This window comes from Streptomyces sp. NPDC040405 (assembly GCF_055595765.1).
In genome coordinates this window covers 1,072,338-1,092,960 of the sequence record NZ_JBVIVI010000001.1, presented here as the reverse complement: position 1 = coordinate 1,092,960, position 20,623 = coordinate 1,072,338, and the positions used below count along the sequence as shown (strand labels likewise).

At 71.9% G+C, this 20,623-nt stretch carries 18 protein-coding genes, 2 tRNA genes and 1 pseudogene; 18 read left to right on the top strand and 3 right to left on the bottom strand.

Going from position 1 to position 20,623, the window contains the following annotated elements; translation table 11 throughout:
• Nucleotides 1-87: 87 nt before the first annotated feature.
• The 16 genes and pseudogenes from ACZ59A_RS04895 (at nucleotide 88) to ACZ59A_RS04820 (ending at nucleotide 15,434) form a co-directional block, all read left to right on the top strand.
• Nucleotides 88-237, top strand: coding sequence for a hypothetical protein (locus ACZ59A_RS04895; protein WP_468050173.1), 150 nt, complete (start codon nucleotides 88-90; stop codon nucleotides 235-237).
• A gap of 101 nt (nucleotides 238-338) precedes the next feature.
• On the top strand, nucleotides 339-509 hold the full coding sequence (locus ACZ59A_RS04890) for a hypothetical protein (protein WP_039938999.1): 171 nt from the start codon (nucleotides 339-341) through the stop codon (nucleotides 507-509).
• Between the two features lie 59 nt (nucleotides 510-568).
• Nucleotides 569-1,180 carry a nicotinate-nucleotide adenylyltransferase gene (gene nadD / locus ACZ59A_RS04885; RefSeq protein ID WP_468050133.1) on the top strand — a complete coding sequence of 204 codons (612 nt, stop codon included), beginning with the start codon at nucleotides 569-571 and terminating at the stop codon, nucleotides 1,178-1,180.
• Nucleotides 1,181-1,190: 10 nt separating this feature from the next.
• The gene (locus ACZ59A_RS04880; RefSeq protein WP_470953538.1) at nucleotides 1,191-2,987 is read left to right on the top strand and encodes an LCP family protein; all 1,797 of its coding nucleotides are present in this window, start codon (nucleotides 1,191-1,193) and stop codon (nucleotides 2,985-2,987) included.
• A 152-nt stretch (nucleotides 2,988-3,139) separates the two neighbouring features.
• Nucleotides 3,140-3,580, top strand: coding sequence for a ribosome silencing factor (gene rsfS, locus ACZ59A_RS04875; RefSeq protein ID WP_470953535.1), 441 nt, complete (start codon nucleotides 3,140-3,142; stop codon nucleotides 3,578-3,580).
• A complete protein-coding gene (locus ACZ59A_RS04870; RefSeq protein WP_470954647.1) occupies nucleotides 3,577-4,230 on the top strand; it encodes a histidine phosphatase family protein in 654 nt (217 codons plus the stop codon). Before rsfS ends, ACZ59A_RS04870 begins: the two co-directional genes overlap by 4 nt.
• Before the next feature lie 86 nt (nucleotides 4,231-4,316).
• Nucleotides 4,317-4,389, top strand: a tRNA-Ala gene (locus ACZ59A_RS04865).
• 343 nt (nucleotides 4,390-4,732) lie between these two features.
• A complete protein-coding gene (locus tag ACZ59A_RS04860; RefSeq protein ID WP_358617751.1) occupies nucleotides 4,733-4,891 on the top strand; it encodes a hypothetical protein in 159 nt (52 codons plus the stop codon).
• Between the two features lie 5 nt (nucleotides 4,892-4,896).
• Nucleotides 4,897-5,130: a hypothetical protein gene (locus tag ACZ59A_RS04855; protein WP_009717962.1), complete on the top strand. Its 234-nt coding sequence runs from the start codon at nucleotides 4,897-4,899 to the stop codon at nucleotides 5,128-5,130.
• A gap of 116 nt (nucleotides 5,131-5,246) precedes the next feature.
• Nucleotides 5,247-5,319 (top strand) — tRNA-Ala (locus ACZ59A_RS04850).
• 290 nt (nucleotides 5,320-5,609) lie between these two features.
• On the top strand, nucleotides 5,610-8,486 hold the full coding sequence (gene leuS, locus ACZ59A_RS04845; RefSeq protein WP_470953532.1) for a leucine--tRNA ligase: 2,877 nt from the start codon (nucleotides 5,610-5,612) through the stop codon (nucleotides 8,484-8,486).
• Between the two features lie 120 nt (nucleotides 8,487-8,606).
• Nucleotides 8,607-9,380, top strand: coding sequence for a hypothetical protein (locus ACZ59A_RS04840; protein ID WP_470953530.1), 774 nt, complete (start codon nucleotides 8,607-8,609; stop codon nucleotides 9,378-9,380).
• Between the two features lie 81 nt (nucleotides 9,381-9,461).
• On the top strand, nucleotides 9,462-10,307 hold the full coding sequence (locus ACZ59A_RS04835; protein WP_468050138.1) for a DegV family protein: 846 nt from the start codon (nucleotides 9,462-9,464) through the stop codon (nucleotides 10,305-10,307).
• Between the two features lie 995 nt (nucleotides 10,308-11,302).
• Complete coding sequence (locus ACZ59A_RS04830; RefSeq protein WP_470953527.1) at nucleotides 11,303-12,148, top strand: ComEA family DNA-binding protein; 846 nt, start codon at nucleotides 11,303-11,305, stop codon at nucleotides 12,146-12,148.
• A pseudogene (locus ACZ59A_RS04825) lies at nucleotides 12,145-14,637 on the top strand (ComEC/Rec2 family competence protein); the annotation flags it as partial. The gene ACZ59A_RS04830 and the pseudogene ACZ59A_RS04825, both read left to right, overlap by 4 nt.
• Before the next feature lie 128 nt (nucleotides 14,638-14,765).
• The gene (locus ACZ59A_RS04820; RefSeq protein ID WP_470954645.1) at nucleotides 14,766-15,434 is read left to right on the top strand and encodes an O-methyltransferase; all 669 of its coding nucleotides are present in this window, start codon (nucleotides 14,766-14,768) and stop codon (nucleotides 15,432-15,434) included.
• 99 nt (nucleotides 15,435-15,533) lie between these two features.
• Here the strand turns inward: ACZ59A_RS04820 and ACZ59A_RS04815 are convergent, their stop codons facing one another.
• Nucleotides 15,534-15,779: a hypothetical protein gene (locus tag ACZ59A_RS04815; protein ID WP_470954644.1), complete on the bottom strand. Its 246-nt coding sequence runs from the start codon at nucleotides 15,777-15,779 to the stop codon at nucleotides 15,534-15,536.
• Between the two features lie 77 nt (nucleotides 15,780-15,856).
• Here ACZ59A_RS04815 and holA point away from each other — a divergent pair, with 77 nt between their 5' ends.
• Nucleotides 15,857-16,846 carry a DNA polymerase III subunit delta gene (holA, locus tag ACZ59A_RS04810; protein WP_470953525.1) on the top strand — a complete coding sequence of 330 codons (990 nt, stop codon included), beginning with the start codon at nucleotides 15,857-15,859 and terminating at the stop codon, nucleotides 16,844-16,846.
• A gap of 58 nt (nucleotides 16,847-16,904) precedes the next feature.
• Here holA and ACZ59A_RS04805 read toward each other — a convergent pair whose 3' ends face one another.
• On the bottom strand, nucleotides 16,905-17,669 hold the full coding sequence (locus tag ACZ59A_RS04805; protein WP_470953522.1) for a hypothetical protein: 765 nt from the start codon (nucleotides 17,667-17,669) through the stop codon (nucleotides 16,905-16,907).
• A 428-nt stretch (nucleotides 17,670-18,097) separates the two neighbouring features.
• Complete coding sequence (gene rpsT, locus ACZ59A_RS04800) at nucleotides 18,098-18,364, bottom strand: 30S ribosomal protein S20 (RefSeq protein WP_468050141.1); 267 nt, start codon at nucleotides 18,362-18,364, stop codon at nucleotides 18,098-18,100.
• 193 nt (nucleotides 18,365-18,557) lie between these two features.
• On the opposite strand from rpsT, the gene lepA reads away from it, so the two are divergent.
• Entirely contained in the window at nucleotides 18,558-20,441 is a 1,884-nt protein-coding gene (gene lepA / locus ACZ59A_RS04795; RefSeq protein WP_470953520.1) for a translation elongation factor 4, read from the top strand.
• Nucleotides 20,442-20,623 lie beyond the last annotated feature (182 nt).

Genomic DNA, 20,623 nt, shown 5'->3' with positions numbered 1-20,623 from the left:
GGACTGTTCGCCGTACCGCTTCGGTCGTGCCCGTCCCCTGGCGGACCCCACCTTAGGCCCTGCCCGGCGGGGGGCTAGCGTGGAGACATGCCCGATATGACTGGCCTCACCACCGTGCTTGCCGCCACTTCCAAGGACCAAGGACCGGGAGCGCTGCTGCGCACCGTCATCGTCGTCGGCGTCGTGGGATCCATCCTGGTCGCGTGGTTCCTGCTGCGCGGGTACAAACAGGACTGAGAGCGGGCCCAAGGGCGGACTGAGAGCAGGCCCGGATTCCGCCTCGCATACGATGTTGCGGACGTGACGTGACGCCGAGACCCGGATAGGTATCGCCTGCGATGAGCGCTTTCAGCACCGCCCATGCTGCCCTGACCACCCTCGCGGCCGAGGGCGGTGAGCACCACACCGACACCCACCCGAGCATCAGCCCCTTCATGACCGGCGGTGCCGCTCTCGTCATTCTGTTCCTGCTGCTGTGGATCACCACCCGCTTCAACCGGGACCGCTGACCAGGGCCGTTGCCTCTTCGGGCCCCGGTTTCGAGCCGGGCCCAGTAGGGTCTGCACGCATGGAAGAGGAGAAGGGGCCGGCCAAGCGGCGGCTCGGTGTGATGGGCGGGACGTTCGACCCGATCCACCACGGTCACCTGGTCGCGGCCAGCGAGGTGGCGTCGCAGTTCCACCTGGACGAGGTGGTGTTCGTACCGACCGGGCAGCCGTGGCAGAAGAGCCACAAAAAGGTTTCCCCGGCCGAGGACCGCTATCTGATGACGGTCATCGCGACCGCCTCGAACCCGCAGTTCTCGGTCAGCCGCATCGACATCGACCGCGGCGGCGCGACGTACACGACCGATACGCTCCGGGACCTGCGCGCGCTGAACGGTGACGCGGACCTGTTCTTCATCACCGGAGCGGACGCGCTCGCCCAGATCCTCACCTGGCGCGATGCCGAAGTGCTGTTCTCGCTCGCCCATTTCATCGGGGTGACGCGGCCCGGGCACATACTGGCCGACCCGGGGCTGCCGGAGGGCGGGGTGTCGCTGGTCGAGGTTCCGGCGCTGGCGATCTCGTCGTCGGACTGCCGGGCGCGTGTCGCACACGGCGAACCCGTCTGGTACCTGGTGCCGGACGGTGTGGTGCGGTACATCGACAAGCGAGAGCTGTACCGGCACGACAGCTGAAGGGGTACCGGTGAACGACGGACAGGACCCGTACGACCCGTACGCGCGGGATCCGTATGCCCAGGAGCCGCAGATCTACGGCTACGACGCCTATGGGCAGCCGGTGTACCAGCCTCAGGGGACGCAGCAGGGTTACGACCCGTCGTCGTACTACGGGCAGCAGCAGGGCCAGCAGCAGGACGGGTATGGCTACGGCTACGACCCGTACGGCCAGGCGCAGCAGGCGCAGCCTCAGCAGGCCCAGGCGCAGCAGGCCCAGACGCAGTATCCACCGACGCAGCCGTACGACCCGTACTACGGACAGCAGCAGCACTATCCGCAGCACGTCCAGGAGCCGGGGCAGCAGGGGCAGCAGGAGCAGTACGTCCAGCAGGGCTACGACTACGCCCAGCCCGCCCCGCCCGCCGCGGCGGAGGAGGACGAGCCGAACCCGTACGAGGAGCTGGCCGAGCTGGACCGGCAGGAGCCGGTCCACCGCGCCCCGGCCCCGGCTCCGGCTCCGGAGGGGCCCGGTAAGGGTAAGTCCGGCCCCCCGGACCCGGACGACCCCGAGTACCGCACTGAGCAGTTCTCCTTCGTGGAGGAGCCCGACGAGGACTCCGAAGACGTCATCGACTGGCTGAAGTTCGCCGAGACCCGCTCCGAGCGGCGTGACGAGCGCCGCCGCAAGGGCCGCAACCGCTTCGTCGCGCTCGTCGTGGTGCTGGCCCTCGCCGCCGTGGGCGGCGTCGGCTACCTCTGGTCCGCGGGCAAGCTGCCCGGTCTCTCCGCCGACGGCGACGCACAGGCGGCGGGCGGCCCGCAGAAGCGGGACGTGATCGTCGTCCATCTGCGGGAGCTGAAGGGCGGCCGTACCTCCACCGCGCTGCTGGTGGACAACGAGACCACCAAGAAGGGCACCACCGTCCTGCTGCCGAACGCGCTGTCCGTCTCCACCGAGGACGGCGGCTCCACCACGCTCGGCAAGTCGGTGACCGACGAGGGCTCCGACGCCACCCGGGACTCCCTGTCCACCCTGCTGGGTTCGAAGATCCAGGGCACCTGGCGGCTGGACACGCCCTATCTGGAGAACCTCGTCGAGCTGGTCGGCGGCATCACCCTGAACACCGACACCACCGTCCCGTCCTCCCGGAAGGGCGAGGACCCGCTGGTCAAGCGGGGCAAGGAGCAGATCCTGAGCGGCCAGGCGGCCGTGGCGTACGCCACCTACCGGGCCCCGGGCGAGGCGCAGACCAAGCAGCTCGCGCGGTTCGGCCAGGTCATGGACGCCTCCCTGAAGAAGGTCTCCAGCGATACGGGCGGCGCCACCAAGACCGTCGAGCAGCTGGCGCAGATCCCCGACCCGTCGCTGTCCGAGCAGCAGCTCGGCGCCTCGCTGGCGCGGCTCGCGGGGCAGGCCAAGGGCGGCGACTTCGACACGATGATGCTGCCGATCCAGGGCAACGGCACGCTCAGCACGCGGGCGACCGACCGGGTGGTCAAGGACGTCCTCGGCGGCACGGTGAAGAACACCGACCCGGGCTCGGCGGCACGGGTGAGCGTGACCAGCGCGGGCGGGAGCCGGGACGCCTCGGGCGCCGCCCGGGTCGCGCTGGTCAACGGCGGCTTCACGGTCGTCGCCGCCACCGAGGGCGGCACCCCGCAGCAGACCTCGCGGGTGACGTACGCGGACGCCAAGCAGGCGGAGCAGGCCAAGGAGGTCGCCAAGACCCTCGGACTGCCCGCGACCTCGGTCAAGAAGGGCAAGGGCGCCGCCAACGCGGACGTAACGGTCGTCCTCGGCGCGGACTACGAGCCCCAGGGCTGACCGCGGCGCCTTCGGTTTCCGGGCGGGAGTGCCGGAAGAGTCAGGAGAGTCACGGCAGTCACGGGGGAATGGCCGAGAGCCGTGACAGTGGGGCGTGAGACCCTTGGGGTTGCCAGACCCTGAGGGTCCCCACCGACCGGAAAGCCTCGCCTGTGACCGCCACGGACCGCTCCATCGAGCTCATCAACGCCGCCGCCCAGGCAGCCGCCGACAAGCTCGCGCACGACATCATCGCGTACGACGTCAGCGACGTGCTCTCGATCACCGACGCCTTCCTGCTGGCCTCGGCGCCCAACGACCGCCAGGTCAAGTCGATCGTCGACGAGATCGAAGAGCGGCTGAACAAGGAGCTCGACGCCAAGCCGGTGCGCCGCGAGGGCGACCGCGAGGCCCGCTGGGTGCTGCTGGACTACGTGGACATCGTGGTGCACGTCCAGCACAGCGAGGAGCGGGTCTTCTACGCCCTGGAGCGGCTGTGGAAGGACTGCCCGCAGCTGGAGCTGCCCGCGGACGCCAAGGCCACCCACGGCAAGGCGGAGGAGCACGCGCAGGCGCAAGGCCCGGACGGCGGTGCGGGCGGTGAGCTGAGCTGAACAGCACCATCAGCGGCCGCGGCCGCCGCATAGTCCTGTGGCGGCACGGCCAGACGGCCTGGAACATCGAGCGCCGTTTCCAGGGCTCCCTGGACATCGAGCTCACCGACACCGGGGTCGCGCAGGCCCACCGCGCGGCCCGGCTGCTGGCCGGACTGCGGCCGGACGCGATCGTCGCCTCCGACCTCAAGCGGGTCAGGGCGACCGCCGCCGAGCTGGCGACCGTGACCGGGCTCACGATCGACCACTACGCGGGGTTGCGGGAGACCTACGCCGGTGAGTGGCAGGGGCTCACGCACGAAGAGATCATCGAGCGGTTCGGCGATCAGTACGCGGCGTGGAAGCGCGGCGAGCCGGTGCGGCGCGGTGGCGGCGAGCTGGAGTCCGAGGTCGCCGACCGGGCGGCGCCGGTGGTGCTGGAGGCCGCCGAGAAGCTGCCCGACGGCGGCACGCTCGTGGTGGTCAGCCACGGCGGCACCATCCGCACCACGATCGGGCGGCTGCTCGGCCTGGAGCCGCACACCTGGGAGGCGCTCGGCGGCCTCTCGAATTGCTGCTGGTCGGTGCTGGGCGAGGGCGCGCGCGGCTGGCGGCTGCTGGAGCACAACGCCGGTTCCCTCCCCGAGCCGGTCCTCGGCGACGACGACTAGAAGACGCCTCCCGGCTCGATTTCCTTTTCCGGCTGGTCACCGGCTAAGCTCCTTCTTGTTCGAAGCGCAGCGGCGCGGAGAGCAGCGGGGCTATAGCTCAGTTGGTAGAGCGCCTGCATGGCATGCAGGAGGTCAGGAGTTCAATTCTCCTTAGCTCCACAGATGGCGGCGATCCCGTCTCCCTCACCGGGAGGCGGGATCGCCGCTTTTGTGCGCGACTGTGTGTGTCCGTTCGCGCTTGTACGCGGTGGGAGCCGCCTTTTGACGTCGGCTCAACTCGGCCTGCCGCCGGGGTGGCTGGGTTCGGTCCGATCTTCCTGGGTAGGTTGGACGACACCGCACCGAGCGCGCGACGCTCTGCGGAAGTGGCGGTGTGTGCGGGGCGCTTGTGAGTCTGGTGAGTCGTCTGTTGCATCTCCGCTGACCTGGGCGTCGCCCCGTGGCAGAATCGGACAGCCGGCGGGGGCGCAGGCCGATAGTCCGATGGGGAGGGACGGGTGGGATGCCGACCAGCATCCTCGACGCGTTCGAGGACCTTTCCGAGACGGCTCGGGAGGGCATCGAATGCCCGTCCTGCGGTTCCGGCCATGTGGCTCAGGTGCTCGGCGACAACGGCGGTGTTTCCTACGTGTGTACGGCCTGCGGCCACAGCTGGAGCTGAGTGACATGGGAGCACACAGCCGGAAATGTGACTGGTGTGGCGGCGGCACACCCATCGTCCGCGACATGGAGCCGCTCAACTCCGACTACCAGTACTGGTGCGCGGAGTGCGCCCAGGCGCTGATCATCAAGGGCGACCCGATCGAGACGTACCGGGAGCTCGAGGGCGAGCCGATCTATGGCCGCCTCCTCGAAGAGCACTGCACGCTGAAGCGCTTCTACTCGTTCGCGACGGCGTGAAGCGGCGTGCGCGGGGGCTGGTCGCGGCCCCGCGGTAATCGATTTGGCTAAAGCCCGGGGCGTCCGTGTAATGTAGGCGATGCCGCCGAGGGGAACCGGGCGGAACAGCAAGACCTGGGGCTATAGCTCAGTTGGTAGAGCGCCTGCATGGCATGCAGGAGGTCAGGAGTTCAATTCTCCTTAGCTCCACAATCCCAGGAGCGGGTCGTCCGGCGCGGACGGCCCGTTTTCTCGTTTCCTCGCCTGCCCTCGCCCGCGTACCACCTCGATGCGGGCCGTCGGTGCCCTGCGGTAACCTGACCCCATGCGTGCCGTACGCCTTCTGCTTAGCGGGCCGCGCTGATCAGTACCGACCGCGATCATCTCCGGTCGGCATCGGCGCGGCGTCCCCTCCTGTGCGAGGGGCCTTTTTGTTTCACCGGACAAGAGGGAATCGGCCTGTGCCGCGGGCAGAGACGACCAATGGAGCTTTGAGGATCATGAGCGAGACCAATGCCGCAGCCGAGGTGGCCGCGCCGCACCGCTACACGGCCGCGCTGGCCGCTGACATCGAGGCCCGCTGGCAGGACTTCTGGGACGCGAACGGCACGTATGACGCGCCCAACCCGGGCGGCGACCTGACCGGTGACACCGAGGTCGTCGCCCGGCCGAAGAAGTTCGTCATGGACATGTTCCCGTACCCCTCGGGTGCGGGGCTGCACGTGGGCCATCCGCTGGGCTACATCGCCACCGATGTGTACGCCCGCTACCACCGCATGACGGGCCACAACGTCCTGCACACCCTGGGCTTCGACGCCTTCGGCCTGCCCGCCGAGCAGTACGCGGTGCAGACCGGCACCCACCCCCGGGTGAGCACCGAGGCCAACATCGACAACATGCGGCGCCAGCTGCGCCGCCTGGGCCTGGGCCACGACCCGCGGCGCTCCTTCGCCACGATCGACCCGGACTACTACAAGTGGACCCAGTGGATCTTCCTGCAGATCTTCAATTCCTGGTACGACCCGGAGGCGCGGAAGGCACGCCCGGTCGAGACCCTGGTCGAGCAGTTCGCCTCCGGTGAGCGCGCCACCCCCGACGGGCGCCCCTGGGACGGGCTGACCGAGGGCGAGCGGGCGGACGTCCTGGGCGGCTACCGCCTGGCGTACGCCTCGGACGCGCCCGTCAACTGGTGTCCCGGCCTGGGCACCGTGCTGGCCAACGAAGAGGTGACCGCCGACGGCCGCTCCGAGCGCGGCAACTTCCCCGTCTTCAAGGCCAAGCTGCGCCAGTGGAACATGCGGATCACCGCCTACGCGGACCGGCTGCTGGACGACCTGGACGCGCTGGACTGGCCCGAGGCCATCAAGCTGCAGCAGCGCAACTGGATCGGCCGCAGCGAGGGCGCCCGGGTGGACTTCCCGGTGCAGGACCACCCCGACGCGAAGATCACGGTCTTCACCACCCGCCAGGACACCCTGTTCGGCGCGACCTACATGGTGCTGGCGCCCGAGCACGACCTGGTCGACTCCATCGTCCCGGCCGCCTGGCCCGAGGGCACCCACGACGTGTGGACCGGCGGGCACGCCACCCCGGCCGAGGCCGTCGCCGCGTACCGCAAGCAGGCCGCGGCCAAGTCGGACGTCGAGCGGCAGGCCGAGGCCAAGGACAAGACCGGAGTCTTCACCGGCGCGTACGCGGTCAACCCGGTCAGCGGCGACCGGGTGCCGGTCTTCATCGCCGACTACGTCCTGATGGGCTACGGCACCGGCGCGATCATGGCCGTTCCGGCACACGACGGCCGTGACTTCGCCTTCGCCCGCGCCTTCGAGCTGCCCATGCGCTGCGTCGTCGAGCCCTCGGACGACCGCGGTACCGACCCGTCGACCTGGGACGACGCGTTCGGCTCGTACGACGCCAAGATCGTCAACTCGGCGGGTGACGGCGTCTCCCTGGACGGCCTGGGCGTGACCGAGGCCAAGGCCCGGATCACCGAGTGGCTGGCGGCCCGCTCCATCGGTGAGGGCACCGTCAACTTCCGGCTGCGCGACTGGCTGTTCAGCCGTCAGCGCTACTGGGGCGAGCCCTTCCCGATCGTCTACGACGAGGACGGCGTGGCCCACGCGCTGCCCGAGTCGATGCTGCCGCTGGAGCTGCCCGAGGTCGAGGACTACTCGCCGCGCACCTTCGACCCCGACGACGCCGACACCTCCCCGGAGACCCCGCTGTCCCGGAACGAGGACTGGGTCAACGTGGAGCTGGACCTGGGCGACGGGCGCGGCACGCGGCCGTTCCGCCGCGAGACCAACACCATGCCCAACTGGGCGGGCTCCTGCTGGTACGAGCTGCGCTACCTGGACCCGCACAACAGCGAGCAGCTGGTCGACCCCGGCACCGAGCGCTACTGGATGGGCCCGCGCGACGGTCAGCCGCACGGCGGAGTCGACCTGTACGTCGGCGGCGCCGAGCACGCCGTGCTGCACCTGCTGTACGCCCGCTTCTGGTCCAAGGTGCTGTTCGACCTGGGCCATGTCTCGTCGGTCGAGCCGTTCCACAAGCTGTACAACCAGGGCATGATCCAGGCGTACGTCTACCGGGACAGCCGTGGCATCGCGGTCCCGGCCGCCGAGGTCGAGGAGCGCGACGGGGCGTACTGGTACGAGGGCGAGAAGGTCACCCGGCTGCTGGGCAAGATGGGCAAGTCCCTGAAGAACGCCGTCACCCCGGACGAGATCTGCGCCGAGTACGGGGCCGACACGCTGCGCCTGTACGAGATGGCCATGGGCCCGCTGGACGTCTCGCGCCCCTGGGACACCCGCGCGGTCGTCGGCCAGTACCGACTGCTGCAGCGGCTGTGGCGCAACGTCGTGGACGAGGCCACCGGCGAGGTCACCGTCGTCGACGCGGAGCCCGACGAGGACACGCTGCGCGCCCTGCACAAGGCGATCGACGGGGTCCGGCAGGACATGGTGGGCCTGCGCTTCAACACCGCCATCGCCAAGATCACCGAGCTGAACAATCACGTCACCAAGGTGCGCGAGGTGCCCCGCTCCATCGCCGAGCGGCTGGTGCTGCTGGTCGGGCCGCTGGCCCCGCACATCGCCGAGGAGCTGTGGCGCAAGCTGGGCCACGCGTCGTCGGTCGTCCACGAGCCGTTCCCGGTCGCCGACCCGGCGTACGTCGTGGACGAGACGGTGACCTGCGTCGTCCAGGTCAAGGGCAAGGTCAAGGCCCGGCTGGAGGTCGCCCCGTCGGTCTCCGACGAGGAGCTGGAGGCGCAGGCCCTGGGCGACCCGGCGGTGGTCGCGGCGCTGAACGGCGCGGGCATCCGCAAGGTGATCGTGCGGGCGCCGAAGCTGGTGAACATCGTCCCGGCCTGACCGCTCCGGGGGTAGCTGTCCGGGTGGGCTGGGGGTTCGTCAGGAACCCCGGGCCCACCCGGTCCGTTTACGCTGGGAGGACAGCTGCCACCGCGGTGACCGCCGCCCGAAGGAGCGCACATGGAAGCCATCTGGATCCTGTTGCTGCTTTTCGTCCTGTTCATCGCGACCGGCGCCTATGTCAGCGTGCGGGTGGTCCGGACGGCCAAGCGCAGCCTCGACCGCACCGTGGACCAGGCCCGCCGCACGGTCGAGGACACCCGGCTGCGGGCCCGCCAGTTCTCCCGGCCGGGCGCGGCCGGTGAGCTGGCCGAGCTGCGGCTGTCGCTGCGTACGTCGATGTCCGCCACCGAGCAGGCGCTGCGCGCGGTGGCGGGCCAAGACCGCTCCGTGGCGGAGTCGTTGAACCTGTTCCAGCGGCTCGGCGTGCACGGCCGTGAGCTGGACGAGGACCTGAAGCGGCTGGAGCGGGAGCCCGACAAGACCCGCCTCACCGCCCTCCTCCCCGAGCTGCGGGAGCGTACGGAGCGGATCACCCACTCCGCGGACTCGCTGCGCTGGGCGGTGCGGGAGAGGGCGCAGCGGTTCGCCCACGACGAGCTGGACGCGCTGGGACGCGAGATCGAGGTGGAGGCGGGGGCGCTGCGGCACTGGACGGTGGAGGAGCCGCGGCCGGAGCCGACCCCGGGGGCCGAGTCGGCCTCGCGGCCGGAGTCGAAGCCGGATCCGAAGCCGGATCCGAAGGCGGAGCCGGAGCCGGAGCCTGTGGGCGAGCGGCCTGCGTCCCGGTGGGAACCGTCCTCCGCGCCTTCCCTGGAGAGCGCACCTCGCCCGCAGCCGTACTCGTGGCAGAAGCCCTGGCAGGAGTCCTCCCGCCCCGAGAACACCGCCTGAACACGGGCTTACCGGTAGGGTCGGTGATCATCAGTGGGGTCGCGCTGTCGGCCCGGGGCTTCCCCGGATAATCTCCCTGTCATGTCCCGCCATGTCGCGATCGTGACCGATTCAACGGCTTACCTGCCGCAGGAGGCGATGGAGCGGCATCGCATCACCACCGTGCCGCTGACCGTGGTGCTCGGAGACCGGGCGCTGGAGGAAGGGACCGAGATCTCGGCCTTGTCGCTCGCGGAGGCCCTGCAGAAGCGCAAGCCCGTGACCACATCCCGGCCCAGCCCGGGGACGTTCGCGGACGCCTACCGCGCGGCGGCGGAGGAGGGCGCGACCGGCATCGTCTCGCTGCATCTGTCCGCCGAGATCTCCGGCACCTACGACGCGGCGGTGCTCGCCGCCCAGGACGCGCCCGTGCCGGTACGGGTGGTGGACAGCGGCATGGTCGCGATGGCGCTCGGCTTCTGCGCACTGGCGGCCGCGGAGGCCGCGGAGGGCGGCGGCACGCTGGACGAGGCCGTCGCGGCGGCCCAGAAGCGGGCCGACGGCACCGCCGCCTACTTCTACGTCGACACCCTTGACTATCTGCGCCGCGGTGGCCGCATCGGCGCGGCGCAGGCACTCCTCGGCTCGGCGCTCGCGGTCAAACCGCTGCTCCAGCTCGACGAGGGCCGGATCGAACTGCGGGAGAAGGTCCGCACCGCTTCCAAGGCCATCGCCCGGCTCGAGGAGATCGTGGTGGAGCGGGCGGGCCAGAGCCCGGTGGACATCGCCGTCCAGCACCTCGCGGCGGGAGAGCGCGCGGCGGCCCTCGCGGAGCGGCTGCGGGAACGGGTACCGGGGCTCGCGGAGCTGTACGTGAGCGAGGTGGGCGCGGTGATCGGGGCCCACACCGGGCCGGGGCTGCTGGGCGCGGTGGTCTCGCCGCGGTAGCGGACCCGTCCGGGTGACGGGGTTTTCCACAACTGGTGGGTTATCCCCGGGAATCGACGCTGCTCAGCGGGGTCGGCCGCGTGCGCCTACCGTCGGGTGCCATGACCACACGATCACGCACCGTTACGACGCGGCTGGTCCGAGGCCGCCACCGCGAGCCCCGCCCCCACCGCCGTCACCCCGCGGCGCCCCGCGCCGCCAGCCGCCACACCCGCGCGGCGGCCCTCTTCCCCGCCCCGACCCCACCCATCCGAAGCCCGAACCCCCACACCCCTGCCCCCCTCCCGCCAACGCCGCCCCCGCCCCCGGCTCCGGGCCCGGCGCCTGCCCGGCGCGCGGCTCGGGCGCCGAGACCGATGCCCGCCCCCGGGCAGGCGCCTGATCTCAGCCAGACACCCGGCCCAGGGTCGGCGTCGGCCTCGGACGGAATGCCCGCGCCCGGGGCGGCACCTGCTCAGAGGCGGGCGTCCGCTCCGGTTCCGGATCGCGTTCCGGTCCCGACCTCCGCTCGGGGCGCCGCGCCTGCTCATGGCCTGGGGCCCGTTCCGGCCCCGCTACCCGCTCCCAACCCGGCCCCGGCGCCGGGTCCGGGGTCCGTTCCGAGCCCGCTTCCTGATCTGGGTCCGCTTCCCGTTCGGGGGCGGGCTCCCGCTCCGGGCCCGACGCGCGAATCACACCCAGCTCGCGCATCGGCTTCCGCTCCCGCCCCGAGGGCGGCGCCTGCCACTGGGCCGGTGCGGGTCCCGGGGCCCGCACCGCGTTCGGTGCCGGTCCGGAGGCCGACTTCCGGTGCGGGCGTGGCAGTGACCTCGGGACCAGCTCCCGCCTCGCGCCTGACCGCCGCCTCGAACCTGGCACCCGCCTTCGGCGCTGGCCGTGCGATGAGGACGGCGCCCGCCCCGGTGCCGCTTCACGCCCGGCGGCCTGCCGCCCCGGCACCGGCTCCCGCTGCGGCCAGGCTCGCGGTAGCCGCCAAGCCCGCGGCTGGTGAGGCCGTGGCCGCCGACGGCCGGCACGGGGCCCGGCGGCGGGTGCCGCGGTGGGCCGTGCCGGAAGCCGTGGACGAAGCCACGGACGGCAAAAAAGACACCGAGGAGGGTGCGGCGAACGCCGACGGCGAGACGCTGCGCCGCCGCGACCGGATGCGGCTGGCGTTGCGCGAACGCCTCCCGCTGTGGCTTCAGCTGCGCTGCGGAATGGAGTTACGGACCGTCGCCGCATTGGCGGTCGCCCTCGCCGTCGCCTTGGCCTTCGCGGTCTACCACTTCTGGAGCGGCCGCCCACAGACCGTACGGGCGCCCGAGCCCGAGCCTGCGCGTGCGGCGGCCGCACCGACGGCCGGGGAGCGGCCGGGCACCGCCGCGGGCAGCCGGTCCGTCGTGGTCGATGTGACGGGCAAGGTCCGCCGTCCGGGGCTGCGCCAACTGCCGTCCGGGGCGAGGGTCGCCGACGCGATCAAGGCGGCGGGCGGGGCGCGTCCGGGCGCGGACACGAGCGGACTGAACCGGGCCCGGCCCCTGGTGGACGGTGAGCAGATCGTGATCGGCGCCCCGGCGAACCAGGCCCCCGCAGGCCCCGCTTCCGCAGGCCCCGCCCCCACCGGACCAGCCCCCGGCCCCGGCTCCGGCGCACCCGGCGCACCGCCCGGCGGGACTATCAGCCTCAACTCGGCGACCGCGGAACAGCTCGACACCCTGCCGGGGGTCGGCCCGGTCCTGGCCCGGCACATCCTCGACTACCGCACCCAGCACGGCGGTTTCCGTTCCATCGACGAACTCCGCGAGGTCAACGGCATCGGCGACCGCCGGTTCGCCGATCTCCGCCCGCTGGTCCAGCCATGACGCCCGTAGGGACGGCACGCCCCCGTGCACCGGTGCACGCGGCCGCCGCCTCACCGCGCGGGGCGTCCGATCCCCGCCAGGAAGGCCCGGCGGACCTCCGCCTGGTGCCGCCCGCGCTGGCGGCCTGGGCCGCGGCGGCGATCGCGTTGGGCACGCCGGGCCGCACGGCGGCCGTGGTCTGTGCGGGAGCCTGCCTGGCGGCAGCCGTCCTGCTCCACCTGACCCGTCGGCGCCGGGCCGTCATGGGGCGGATCCGGCGGCGGACGGCGGGGGCAGTCGCGGCGGTCCTGCTGTGCGGGGCCACGGCGGGGGCGGTCGCCGCGCTGCACGCGGCGGATGTGCGGCGCGGACCGGTCCCGGCGCTGGCCGGGGAGTTCGCCGAGGCGACCGCCGAGGTGACGGTCACGGGGGATCCGAGGCTGAGCCGACCCCGGGTGCGCGGCGCCGCGCTCGCGCCCGTGTCGGTGGTGGTCGAGGCGGAGGCCACCAGGATCACCGGGCCCGACGGCACGGCGACGGACACCCGGGCCCCGGTGCTGGTGACGGTCCGCCCGGAGGTCCGGCAGCGAGCGGCGTGGCTCCGGGTGCTGCCGTCGACACGGCTGCGGGTGCACGGCCGTCTGGCACCGCCGCTGCGCGACGGGGACCGGGTCGCGGCGGTGGTGCGCGGTGGCGGCGGGCCGCCGCGCGTCATCGGGGCACCCAGCTCCGTCCAGCGGTTGGCGGGCCGGTTGCGCGCCGGGCTGCGTACGGCGACCGACGGGCTGTCGCCGGACGCCCGGGCGTTGCTGCCGGGGCTGGTCGTGGGGGACACCTCACGGGTTCCGCCGGACCTCGACGAGGCGTTCCGGGCCACGGACCTGACGCATCTGCTGGCCGTCTCCGGCAGCAACCTCACGCTGCTGCTGGCCCTGCTGACCGGCCCGCCCCACCTCGCCGCGCGGGCCGAGCGGCGCGGGCTGGCCGCGGCGCTCGGTATGCGGCTCCGGACGACGGCCCTGCTCGGCGGCGGGCTCACGCTCGGGTTCGTGATCGTCTGCAGACCCGACCCCAGCGTGCTGCGGGCGGCGGCATGCGGGCTGATCACGCTGCTGGCCATCGGCACCGGGCGTCGCCGCTCCCTGCTCCCGGCCCTGGCCGCCGCGGTCCTGGCGCTGCTGCTGTACGACCCGTGGCTGGCCCGGAGCTATGGGTTCCTGCTGTCCGTCCTGGCCACCGGCGCGCTGCTCACCTTCGCGCCGGGGTGGAGCGCCGCCCTGCGGCGGCGCGGGGTCCCGCCGCGTCCGGCCGAGATGCTGGCGGCCGCCGCGGCGGCGCAGGCGGTGTGCGCCCCGGTGGTGGTGATGATGGCCGCGCGGGTGAGCCTGGTGGCGATCCCCTGCAATCTGCTGGCCGAGCTCGCGGTGGGGCCCGCCATGGTCCTCGGCTCCGCCGCGCTCGCGGTGGCCCCGCTCGCGCTTCCGGTCGCCCGGTGGATCGCCTGGCCCGCGGGCTGGCCGGCCGAGTGGATCGCCGGGGTGGCCCGCACCGGCGCGGGGCTCCCCGGCGCGGAAGCGGGCTGGCCGGGCGGCTGGCCCGGTGGGCTGCTGCTGGCGGCGGTCACCTTGGTCGCCGTCCTCCTGGGGCGCCGCCTGCTGCGGCACCGGTGGCTGTGGGCGGTCTGTGCGTTGCTCCTGCTGCTCGCGGTGGTCCGCCCGGCGCCGCTGACCCGGGTCATCACCGGCTGGCCGCCGCCCGGCTGGCGGCTGGTGGCGTGCGATGTGGGCCAGGGGGACGCCCTGGTCCTGGCCGCGGGGCCCGGCACGGCCGTCGTCGTGGACGCCGGTCCCGAGCCCCGGGCCGTCGACCGCTGTCTGCGGACGCTGGGTGTGGTCCGCATCCCGCTGCTCGTCCTCACCCACTTTCACGCGGACCATGTGGCCGGGCTGCCCGGGGTGCTGCGCGGCCGCTCGGTGGGGGCGATCGAGACGACCGGGCTGGCGGAGCCACCGGGCCAGGCCGCGGCCGTGCGTCGCGGGGCCGCGGCGGCGCGGGTGCCCGTGGTGACGGCCGGCCCGGGGGAGCGGCGCCGATGGGGCCCGCTGTCCTGGGAAGTCCTGTGGCCGGGGCCCGACACCCCGGCCGCCGCCCCGGCACAGGAGGGCGCGAACGACGCGAGTGTGACCCTTCTGGTCCGTACGGCGGGCCTGACCCTGCTGCTCCTCGGCGATCTGGAACCGCCCGCCCAGCAGGCCCTGCTGACGGCGCATCCGGATCTGCCCCCGGTGGACGTGCTCAAGGTCGCCCACCATGGCTCGGCCTACCAGGACCCGCGGCTGATCCACCGGCTGCACCCGCGTATCGCCGTGATCTCTTGCGGCGCGGACAACCCGTACGGACATCCGTCGCCCCGTACCGTCGCGGCGCTGAAGGCCCGGGGCGCCGCCGTGCTGCGGACCGACCGGGACGGGCCGGTCGCGGTGACCGGCCCTCGGCTGCGGGCGGTGGTCGGCGGGAGCCGCGGCCGACGGGCGCGGGGCGGCGGCAGACGGAAATTCGCCGTCCGGGCCCGGCGATCCGCGTGGTGCGCAGTAGGTTCCCGGTGCGGACTCAGTCGGTTCCGAAAGGAAGCTCGCTCATGTCGCTCGCACAGTGGACCAAGGTCGATGACTACTTCAACGGCCTTCTGGCACCGTCGGATCCGGCCCTGGCCGCCGCCCTGGAGCACAGCGCGGCCGCCGGGCTGCCGCCGCATCAGGTGGCGCCCAATCAGGGGAAGCTGCTGCATCTGCTGGCCCGGATCCAGGGGGCGCGCACCGTCCTGGAGATCGGCACCCTGGGCGGGTACAGCACGATCTGGCTGGCCAGGGCGCTGCCCGAGGACGGGCGGCTGGTCTCCCTGGAGGCCGACCCCCGGAGCGCGGAGGTGGCGCTGGCCAATGTGGAGCGGGCGGGGTTGGGCGAGGTCGTCGAGATCCGCACCGGCAAGGCGCTGGAGTCGCTGCCCCGGCTGGCCGAGGAGGGGCACGGCCCCTTCGACGTGGTCTTCATCGACGCCGACAAGCCCGGCAACCCCGACTACCTCGCCTGGGCGCTGCGGCTCACCCGCCCCGGAAGTCTCATCATCGGGGACAACGTGGTGCGGGACGGGGAGGTGGCCGACCCCGCCAGCACGGATCCCCGCGTCCAGGGCGTGCGGCGCTTCACGGAGCTGATCGCGCGGGAGCCCCGGCTGACGGCGACGGCGGTGCAGACGGTCGGCGAGAAGGGGTACGACGGCTTCGCACTGGCACTGGTCACCGGGTAGCGGGCGCCGGGCGTCGGGCGCCAGGTGGCGGACGGCGGGCTGCGGACCGCGGGCGACCGCTTCGGGGACGACCAACCGGGACAGGTCGCGCCCGGCCGGTCAGTCGGTCTCCAGCCAGCCCTCGTGTTCCTCGGCGAAGGCGTCCAGCGCGGCCGAGTCCAGCCGCGCGGCCGGGTCCTCGACGACCACCAGCCACTGGGCGTCCTCGGCGTCGTCCTCACCCGCGAGGGCGTCGCGCACCAACTGGGGCTCCTCCGCGACGCCGAAGCGCTCGGGCAGCGCCTCGGCCACCTCCTCCGCCGCGTCGCGGTCGGGGAGCACCAGCACATGCCGTACGCCGTTCAGTCCTCCATCGATCACCCGAACATTGTCGGCCATGGAGAAGACCGGGCTGTCGGCGGTCCGTGGGATGCTGGTCCGCGATGGCCAGGAAGACGACGACCGACGACCCCCTCGCCCCGGTGACCCTCGCCGTGGGCCAGGAGGACCTGCTGCTCGACCGCGCCGTGCAGCAGGTCGTGGCGGCGGCCCGCGCCGCGGATCCCGACACCGATGTGCGCGACCTCACGCCCGACGCGCTGCAGCCCGGCACCCTCGCCGAGCTGACCAGCCCGTCGCTCTTCGCGGAGCGCAAGGTCGTCGTGGTGCGCAGCGCACAGGATCTGTCGGCCGACACGATCAAGGACGTGAAGAACTATCTCGGCGCCCCCGCCGAGGAGATCACCTTGGTGCTGCTGCACGCCGGTCAGGCCAAGGGCAAGGGGCTGCTCGACGCCGCCCGCAAGGCCGGGGCGCGCGAGGTCGCCTGCCCGAAGATGACCAAGCCCGCCGACCGGCTGGCGTTCGTCCGGTCGGAGTTCCGCGCCACCGGCCGGTCCGCGACGCCGGAGGCCTGCCAGGCGCTGGTGGACGCTATCGGAAGCGATCTGCGCGAGCTGGCCAGCGCGGTGTCCCAGCTCGTCGCCGATGTCGAGGGCACGATCGACGAGGCCGTCGTCGGCCGGTACTACACGGGCCGGGCCGAGGCGTCCAGCTTCACCGTCGCCGACCGCGCAGTCGAGGGGCGGGCGGCCGAGGCGCTGGAGGCGCTGCGCTGGGCCATGGCCACGGGCGTGGCACCGGTGCTGATCACCAGCGCCCTGGCCCAGGGCGTCCGCGCCATCGGCAAGCTCGCCTCCGCCCCGCGCGGCGCCCGCCCCGGTGATCTGGCCCGTGACCTGGGCATGCCGCCGTGGAAGATCGACCGGGTGCGGCAGCAGATGCGCGGCTGGTCGGCGGACGGGGTGTCGATCGCGCTGCGCGCGGTCGCCGAGGCCGACGCGGGTGTCAAAGGCGGTGGCGACGATCCGGAATACGCCCTGGAGAAGGCCGTCGTCGCCATCGCCCGTGCCGCCCGCGCGGGGCGTTCCTAGAACCGCGGGGCGTTCCTAGCGTCGACAGGCTGGAGACCCCGCGGTCCTCAGCCCTGCCTCAGCCCTTTTCCTTCAGCTTCGCCAGGGTCGCCCGGGCGCTCTTTTCGAGCATCTCGGTGGCCTCCTGCGCTGTCATGGCGTCGGCGCTCGATGAGCTGGATACGTACTCCGACCACGTCGACTGGTAGGTCGTCCAGCCCTCCCGCACGCCGAGGATCACATACGCCCCGGTGTTGCTGCTGCCGGTGCTCTGCTGCGTGACGACGTACGCCTCGTCGCCGAGGCCGTCCACCTCGCTCACCTTGTAGGTGGAGCTGGCGGTCCGCTGATCCTCGTACTGCCGGTACTGGGCCTCGAACTCCGGCTCCGGATCGGTCTTCCGGTGCAGACCGGCCGTCGTGGAGAACCATTCCGAGGAGTAGTCGCTGCTGGACCCGTCGGTCGGCTCGAAGTCGATCTGGCAGGACATCGTGTCCAGGGCCGGGTCCTGGGAGCCGCTGTGCCGCGGATTCGACGACCCGCTGGTGTCCTTCTGCTCGTATCCGGCGTCCTCGATGGCCTCGAGATCGGTGGAGGCGCACAGATTGCTCGTGTAGCCGTAGCCCGCGAGGTCGGCCTTCGGCTCGCCGCCGAACCCTCCGGTCGCGAACACCACACCCGCCCAGACGGCCGAGGCGACCACGGCCCCGCCGAGCGCCCACAGCCAGCCCTTTCCGCCTCCGGCCCCGCCGCCGGGCGGCGGCGGGACGGGCGGCGCGGGAGCGGCGTACGGCCCGTACCCGCCGCCCAGCTGTCCCGCGGGCATCGCGGGTACCGCGGGCACCCCCGGCATGGTCGGCTGCGCGTACGCCGGGGCGTGCGGCGAAGGCTGAGGATGTCCGTAGGAGCCGGGCGGCGGCGCGCTCTGCTGAGGAGGCTGCTGAGACTGAGGGTTCTGCTGTGGCGGGAGCGGCGGCTGAGGTGGCTGCGGCGGCCCGTACGGATTGGGTGTCTCCCCCGGTATCGACATGACGTGAACATACCCGAAGAAACACCAAAAACCCCGCGCTGCGCAGGGACGATCCGGATACGGGAGGGACACGGATCCGGACACAGCAATGCCCCCGGAGTGGGCCCGGGGGCATTGAACGTAGCGTGGCGTACTACGAAGGCTGTCCGTGATCCGAGGTAGAGGGCTCGGACGTTCCCCACGGCGGGGTGAGGGGCGATGCGTCGCCCCGGTGGGTCACCCGTGCGGGTGGCCCGGAAGGGTCAGCCCTTGAGGCCGGCGATCCGCTGCGCGAGAGCCGACTTCTTGTTGGCGGCGTTGTTCTTGTGGAGCACGCCCTTGCTGACGGCCTTGTCGAGCTTCTGCCCGGCGATGCGGGCGGCGGCGGTGGCCTTCTCGGCGTCACCGGCGGCCACGGCCTCGCGGGTCCGGCGGATGGCGGTCTTCAGCTCGGACTTGACGGCCTTGTTGCGCTGACGCGCCTTCTCGTTCGTCTTGTTCCGCTTGATCTGGGACTTGATGTTCGCCACGTAAGAGCCTTCGCAGGTTCGTTGGTTTTCGCTGTCTGTCGTGCGCTTGTGTCCCGCGCGAGAGCAGCGCGTAAGACACAGTCCGCCAGATTACCAGCAGCGCTGGTGGCCTCCCAAACCCGGAAGCGGTTGCCGTTCATGGGACCATGGGGGAACCGAGAACACCGAGTCCCGCCTAGATACAGGACGCTGCGTGCCCGCGACCCCTACCAATGTGCCGGAGCCGAGCCGTACCGACCCGGCTCTGCTCCGTAACTTCTGCATCATCGCGCACATCGACCATGGCAAGTCGACGCTTGCCGACCGCATGCTTCAGCTGACCGGCGTGGTCGAGCAGCGACAGATGCGCGCGCAGTACCTCGACCGCATGGACATTGAGCGCGAACGCGGCATCACGATCAAGTCCCAGGCGGTCCGGCTGCCCTGGGCGCTGACCGAGGAGCAGGGGAACCCGAAGCCGGTCACCCACGTCCTCAACATGATCGACACCCCTGGCCACGTGGACTTCACCTATGAGGTCTCGCGTTCGCTGGCGGCCTGTGAGGGCTGCGTCCTGCTGGTCGACGCCGCCCAGGGCATCGAGGCCCAGACCCTCGCCAATCTCTACCTGGCGATGGAGCACGAGCTCACGATCATCCCGGTCCTCAACAAGATCGACCTCCCGGCCGCCCAGCCCGAGAAGTACGCCGCCGAGCTGGCGCATCTGATCGGCTGCGAGACCTCCGACGTGCTCAAGGTCTCCGCCAAGACCGGCGAGGGTGTCGACGAGCTGCTGGACACCGTGGTGCGGCTGGTCCCGCCGCCGGTGGGGGTCAAGGACGCGCCCGCCCGCGCGATGATCTTCGACTCCGTCTATGACGCGTACCGCGGTGTCGTGACGTACGTGAAGGTCGTGGACGGCACGCTCAACAAGCGTGAGCGCATCAGGATGATGTCCACCGGCGCCGCCCACGAGCTGCTGGAGATCGGCACCAACTCACCCGAGATGACCGCCTCCGACGGGCTGTCCGTCGGTGAGGTGGGCTATCTGATCACCGGTGTGAAGGACGTCCGCCAGTCCAAGGTCGGCGATACGATCACCCAGTTCACCAAGGGTGCCGAGCAGCCGCTGGGCGGCTACAAGGACCCCAAGCCGATGGTGTTCTCGGGCCTGTATCCGCTCGACGGCTCGGACTATCCGGTGCTCCGCGAGGCCCTGGACAAGCTCCAGCTCAACGACGCCGCGCTGGTCTACGAGCCGGAGACCTCCGCCGCCCTCGGCTTCGGCTTCCGCGTCGGCTTCCTCGGGCTGCTGCACCTGGAGGTCATCCGTGAGCGCCTGGAGCGCGAGTTCAATCTCGACCTGATCGCCACCGCGCCCAACGTGATCTACCGGGTGGATATGGAGGACGGCGCCGTGCACACGGTGACCAACCCCAGCGAGTTCCCCGTGGGCAAGATCGACAAGGTGCACGAGCCGGTCGTACGGGCCACGATCCTCGCCCCCAGCGAGTTCATCGGCGCGATCATGGAGCTGTGCCAGACCCGCCGCGGCTCGCTGCTCGGCATGGACTACCTCTCCGAGGACCGGGTCGAGATCCGCTACACGCTCCCGCTCGCCGAGGTCGTCTTCGACTTCTTCGACCAGCTGAAGTCCAAGACCCGCGGCTACGCCTCGCTCGACTACGAGCCCACCGGCGAGCAGGCGTCCGACCTGGTCAAGGTCGACATCCTGCTGCACGGCGACAAGGTCGACGCCTTCTCCGCGATCACCCACAAGGACAAGGCGTACGCGTACGGCGTCCGGCTGGTCGCCAAGCTGCGCGAGCTGATCCCGCGGCAGAGCTTCGAGGTGCCGATCCAGGCCGCCATCGGCTCCCGGGTGATCGCCCGGGAGACCGTCCGCGCCATCCGCAAGGACGTCCTCGCCAAGTGCTACGGCGGTGACATCTCCCGTAAGCGGAAGCTGCTGGAGAAGCAGAAGGAAGGCAAGAAGCGGATGAAGATGGTCGGCAGCGTGGAGGTGCCGCAGGAGGCCTTCATCGCGGTGCTGTCCTCCGACGACGGTGGCGGCGGCGACAGCAAGGGCAAGAAGTAGGAGCAGTCGGCGGGCCCGGTGCGCAGGAAGCGCCGGGCCCGTCTTCGTGTGACGCTCGATACGTAAGGGTGTCCCCACAGCCCTTCCTCTTTTGAACTACGTGGCCCGGAACCCCTTACGCAGTACGGTTTCGGCCCTTACGCTGATCGCCACGCGAAGGTTACTCGCGAGTCACCAAGCAC

Bases quoted from the DNA above. Each gene is read 5' to 3' on its own strand.
- ACZ59A_RS04840 (WP_470953530.1), top strand. From the start codon at position 8,607: ATGGAAGCCATCTGGATCCTGTTGCTGCTTTTCGTCCTGTTCATCGCG.
- ACZ59A_RS04855 (WP_009717962.1), top strand. From the start codon at position 4,897: ATGGGAGCACACAGCCGGAAATGTGACTGGTGTGGCGGCGGCACACCC.
- ACZ59A_RS04860 (WP_358617751.1), top strand. From the start codon at position 4,733: ATGCCGACCAGCATCCTCGACGCGTTCGAGGACCTTTCCGAGACGGCT.
- holA (WP_470953525.1), top strand. From the start codon at position 15,857: ATGGCCAGGAAGACGACGACCGACGACCCCCTCGCCCCGGTGACCCTC.
- ACZ59A_RS04835 (WP_468050138.1), top strand. From the start codon at position 9,462: ATGTCCCGCCATGTCGCGATCGTGACCGATTCAACGGCTTACCTGCCG.
- ACZ59A_RS04890 (WP_039938999.1), top strand. From the start codon at position 339: ATGAGCGCTTTCAGCACCGCCCATGCTGCCCTGACCACCCTCGCGGCC.
- nadD (WP_468050133.1), top strand. From the start codon at position 569: ATGGAAGAGGAGAAGGGGCCGGCCAAGCGGCGGCTCGGTGTGATGGGC.
- ACZ59A_RS04820 (WP_470954645.1), top strand. From the start codon at position 14,766: ATGTCGCTCGCACAGTGGACCAAGGTCGATGACTACTTCAACGGCCTT.
- ACZ59A_RS04895 (WP_468050173.1), top strand. From the start codon at position 88: ATGCCCGATATGACTGGCCTCACCACCGTGCTTGCCGCCACTTCCAAG.
- leuS (WP_470953532.1), top strand. From the start codon at position 5,610: ATGAGCGAGACCAATGCCGCAGCCGAGGTGGCCGCGCCGCACCGCTAC.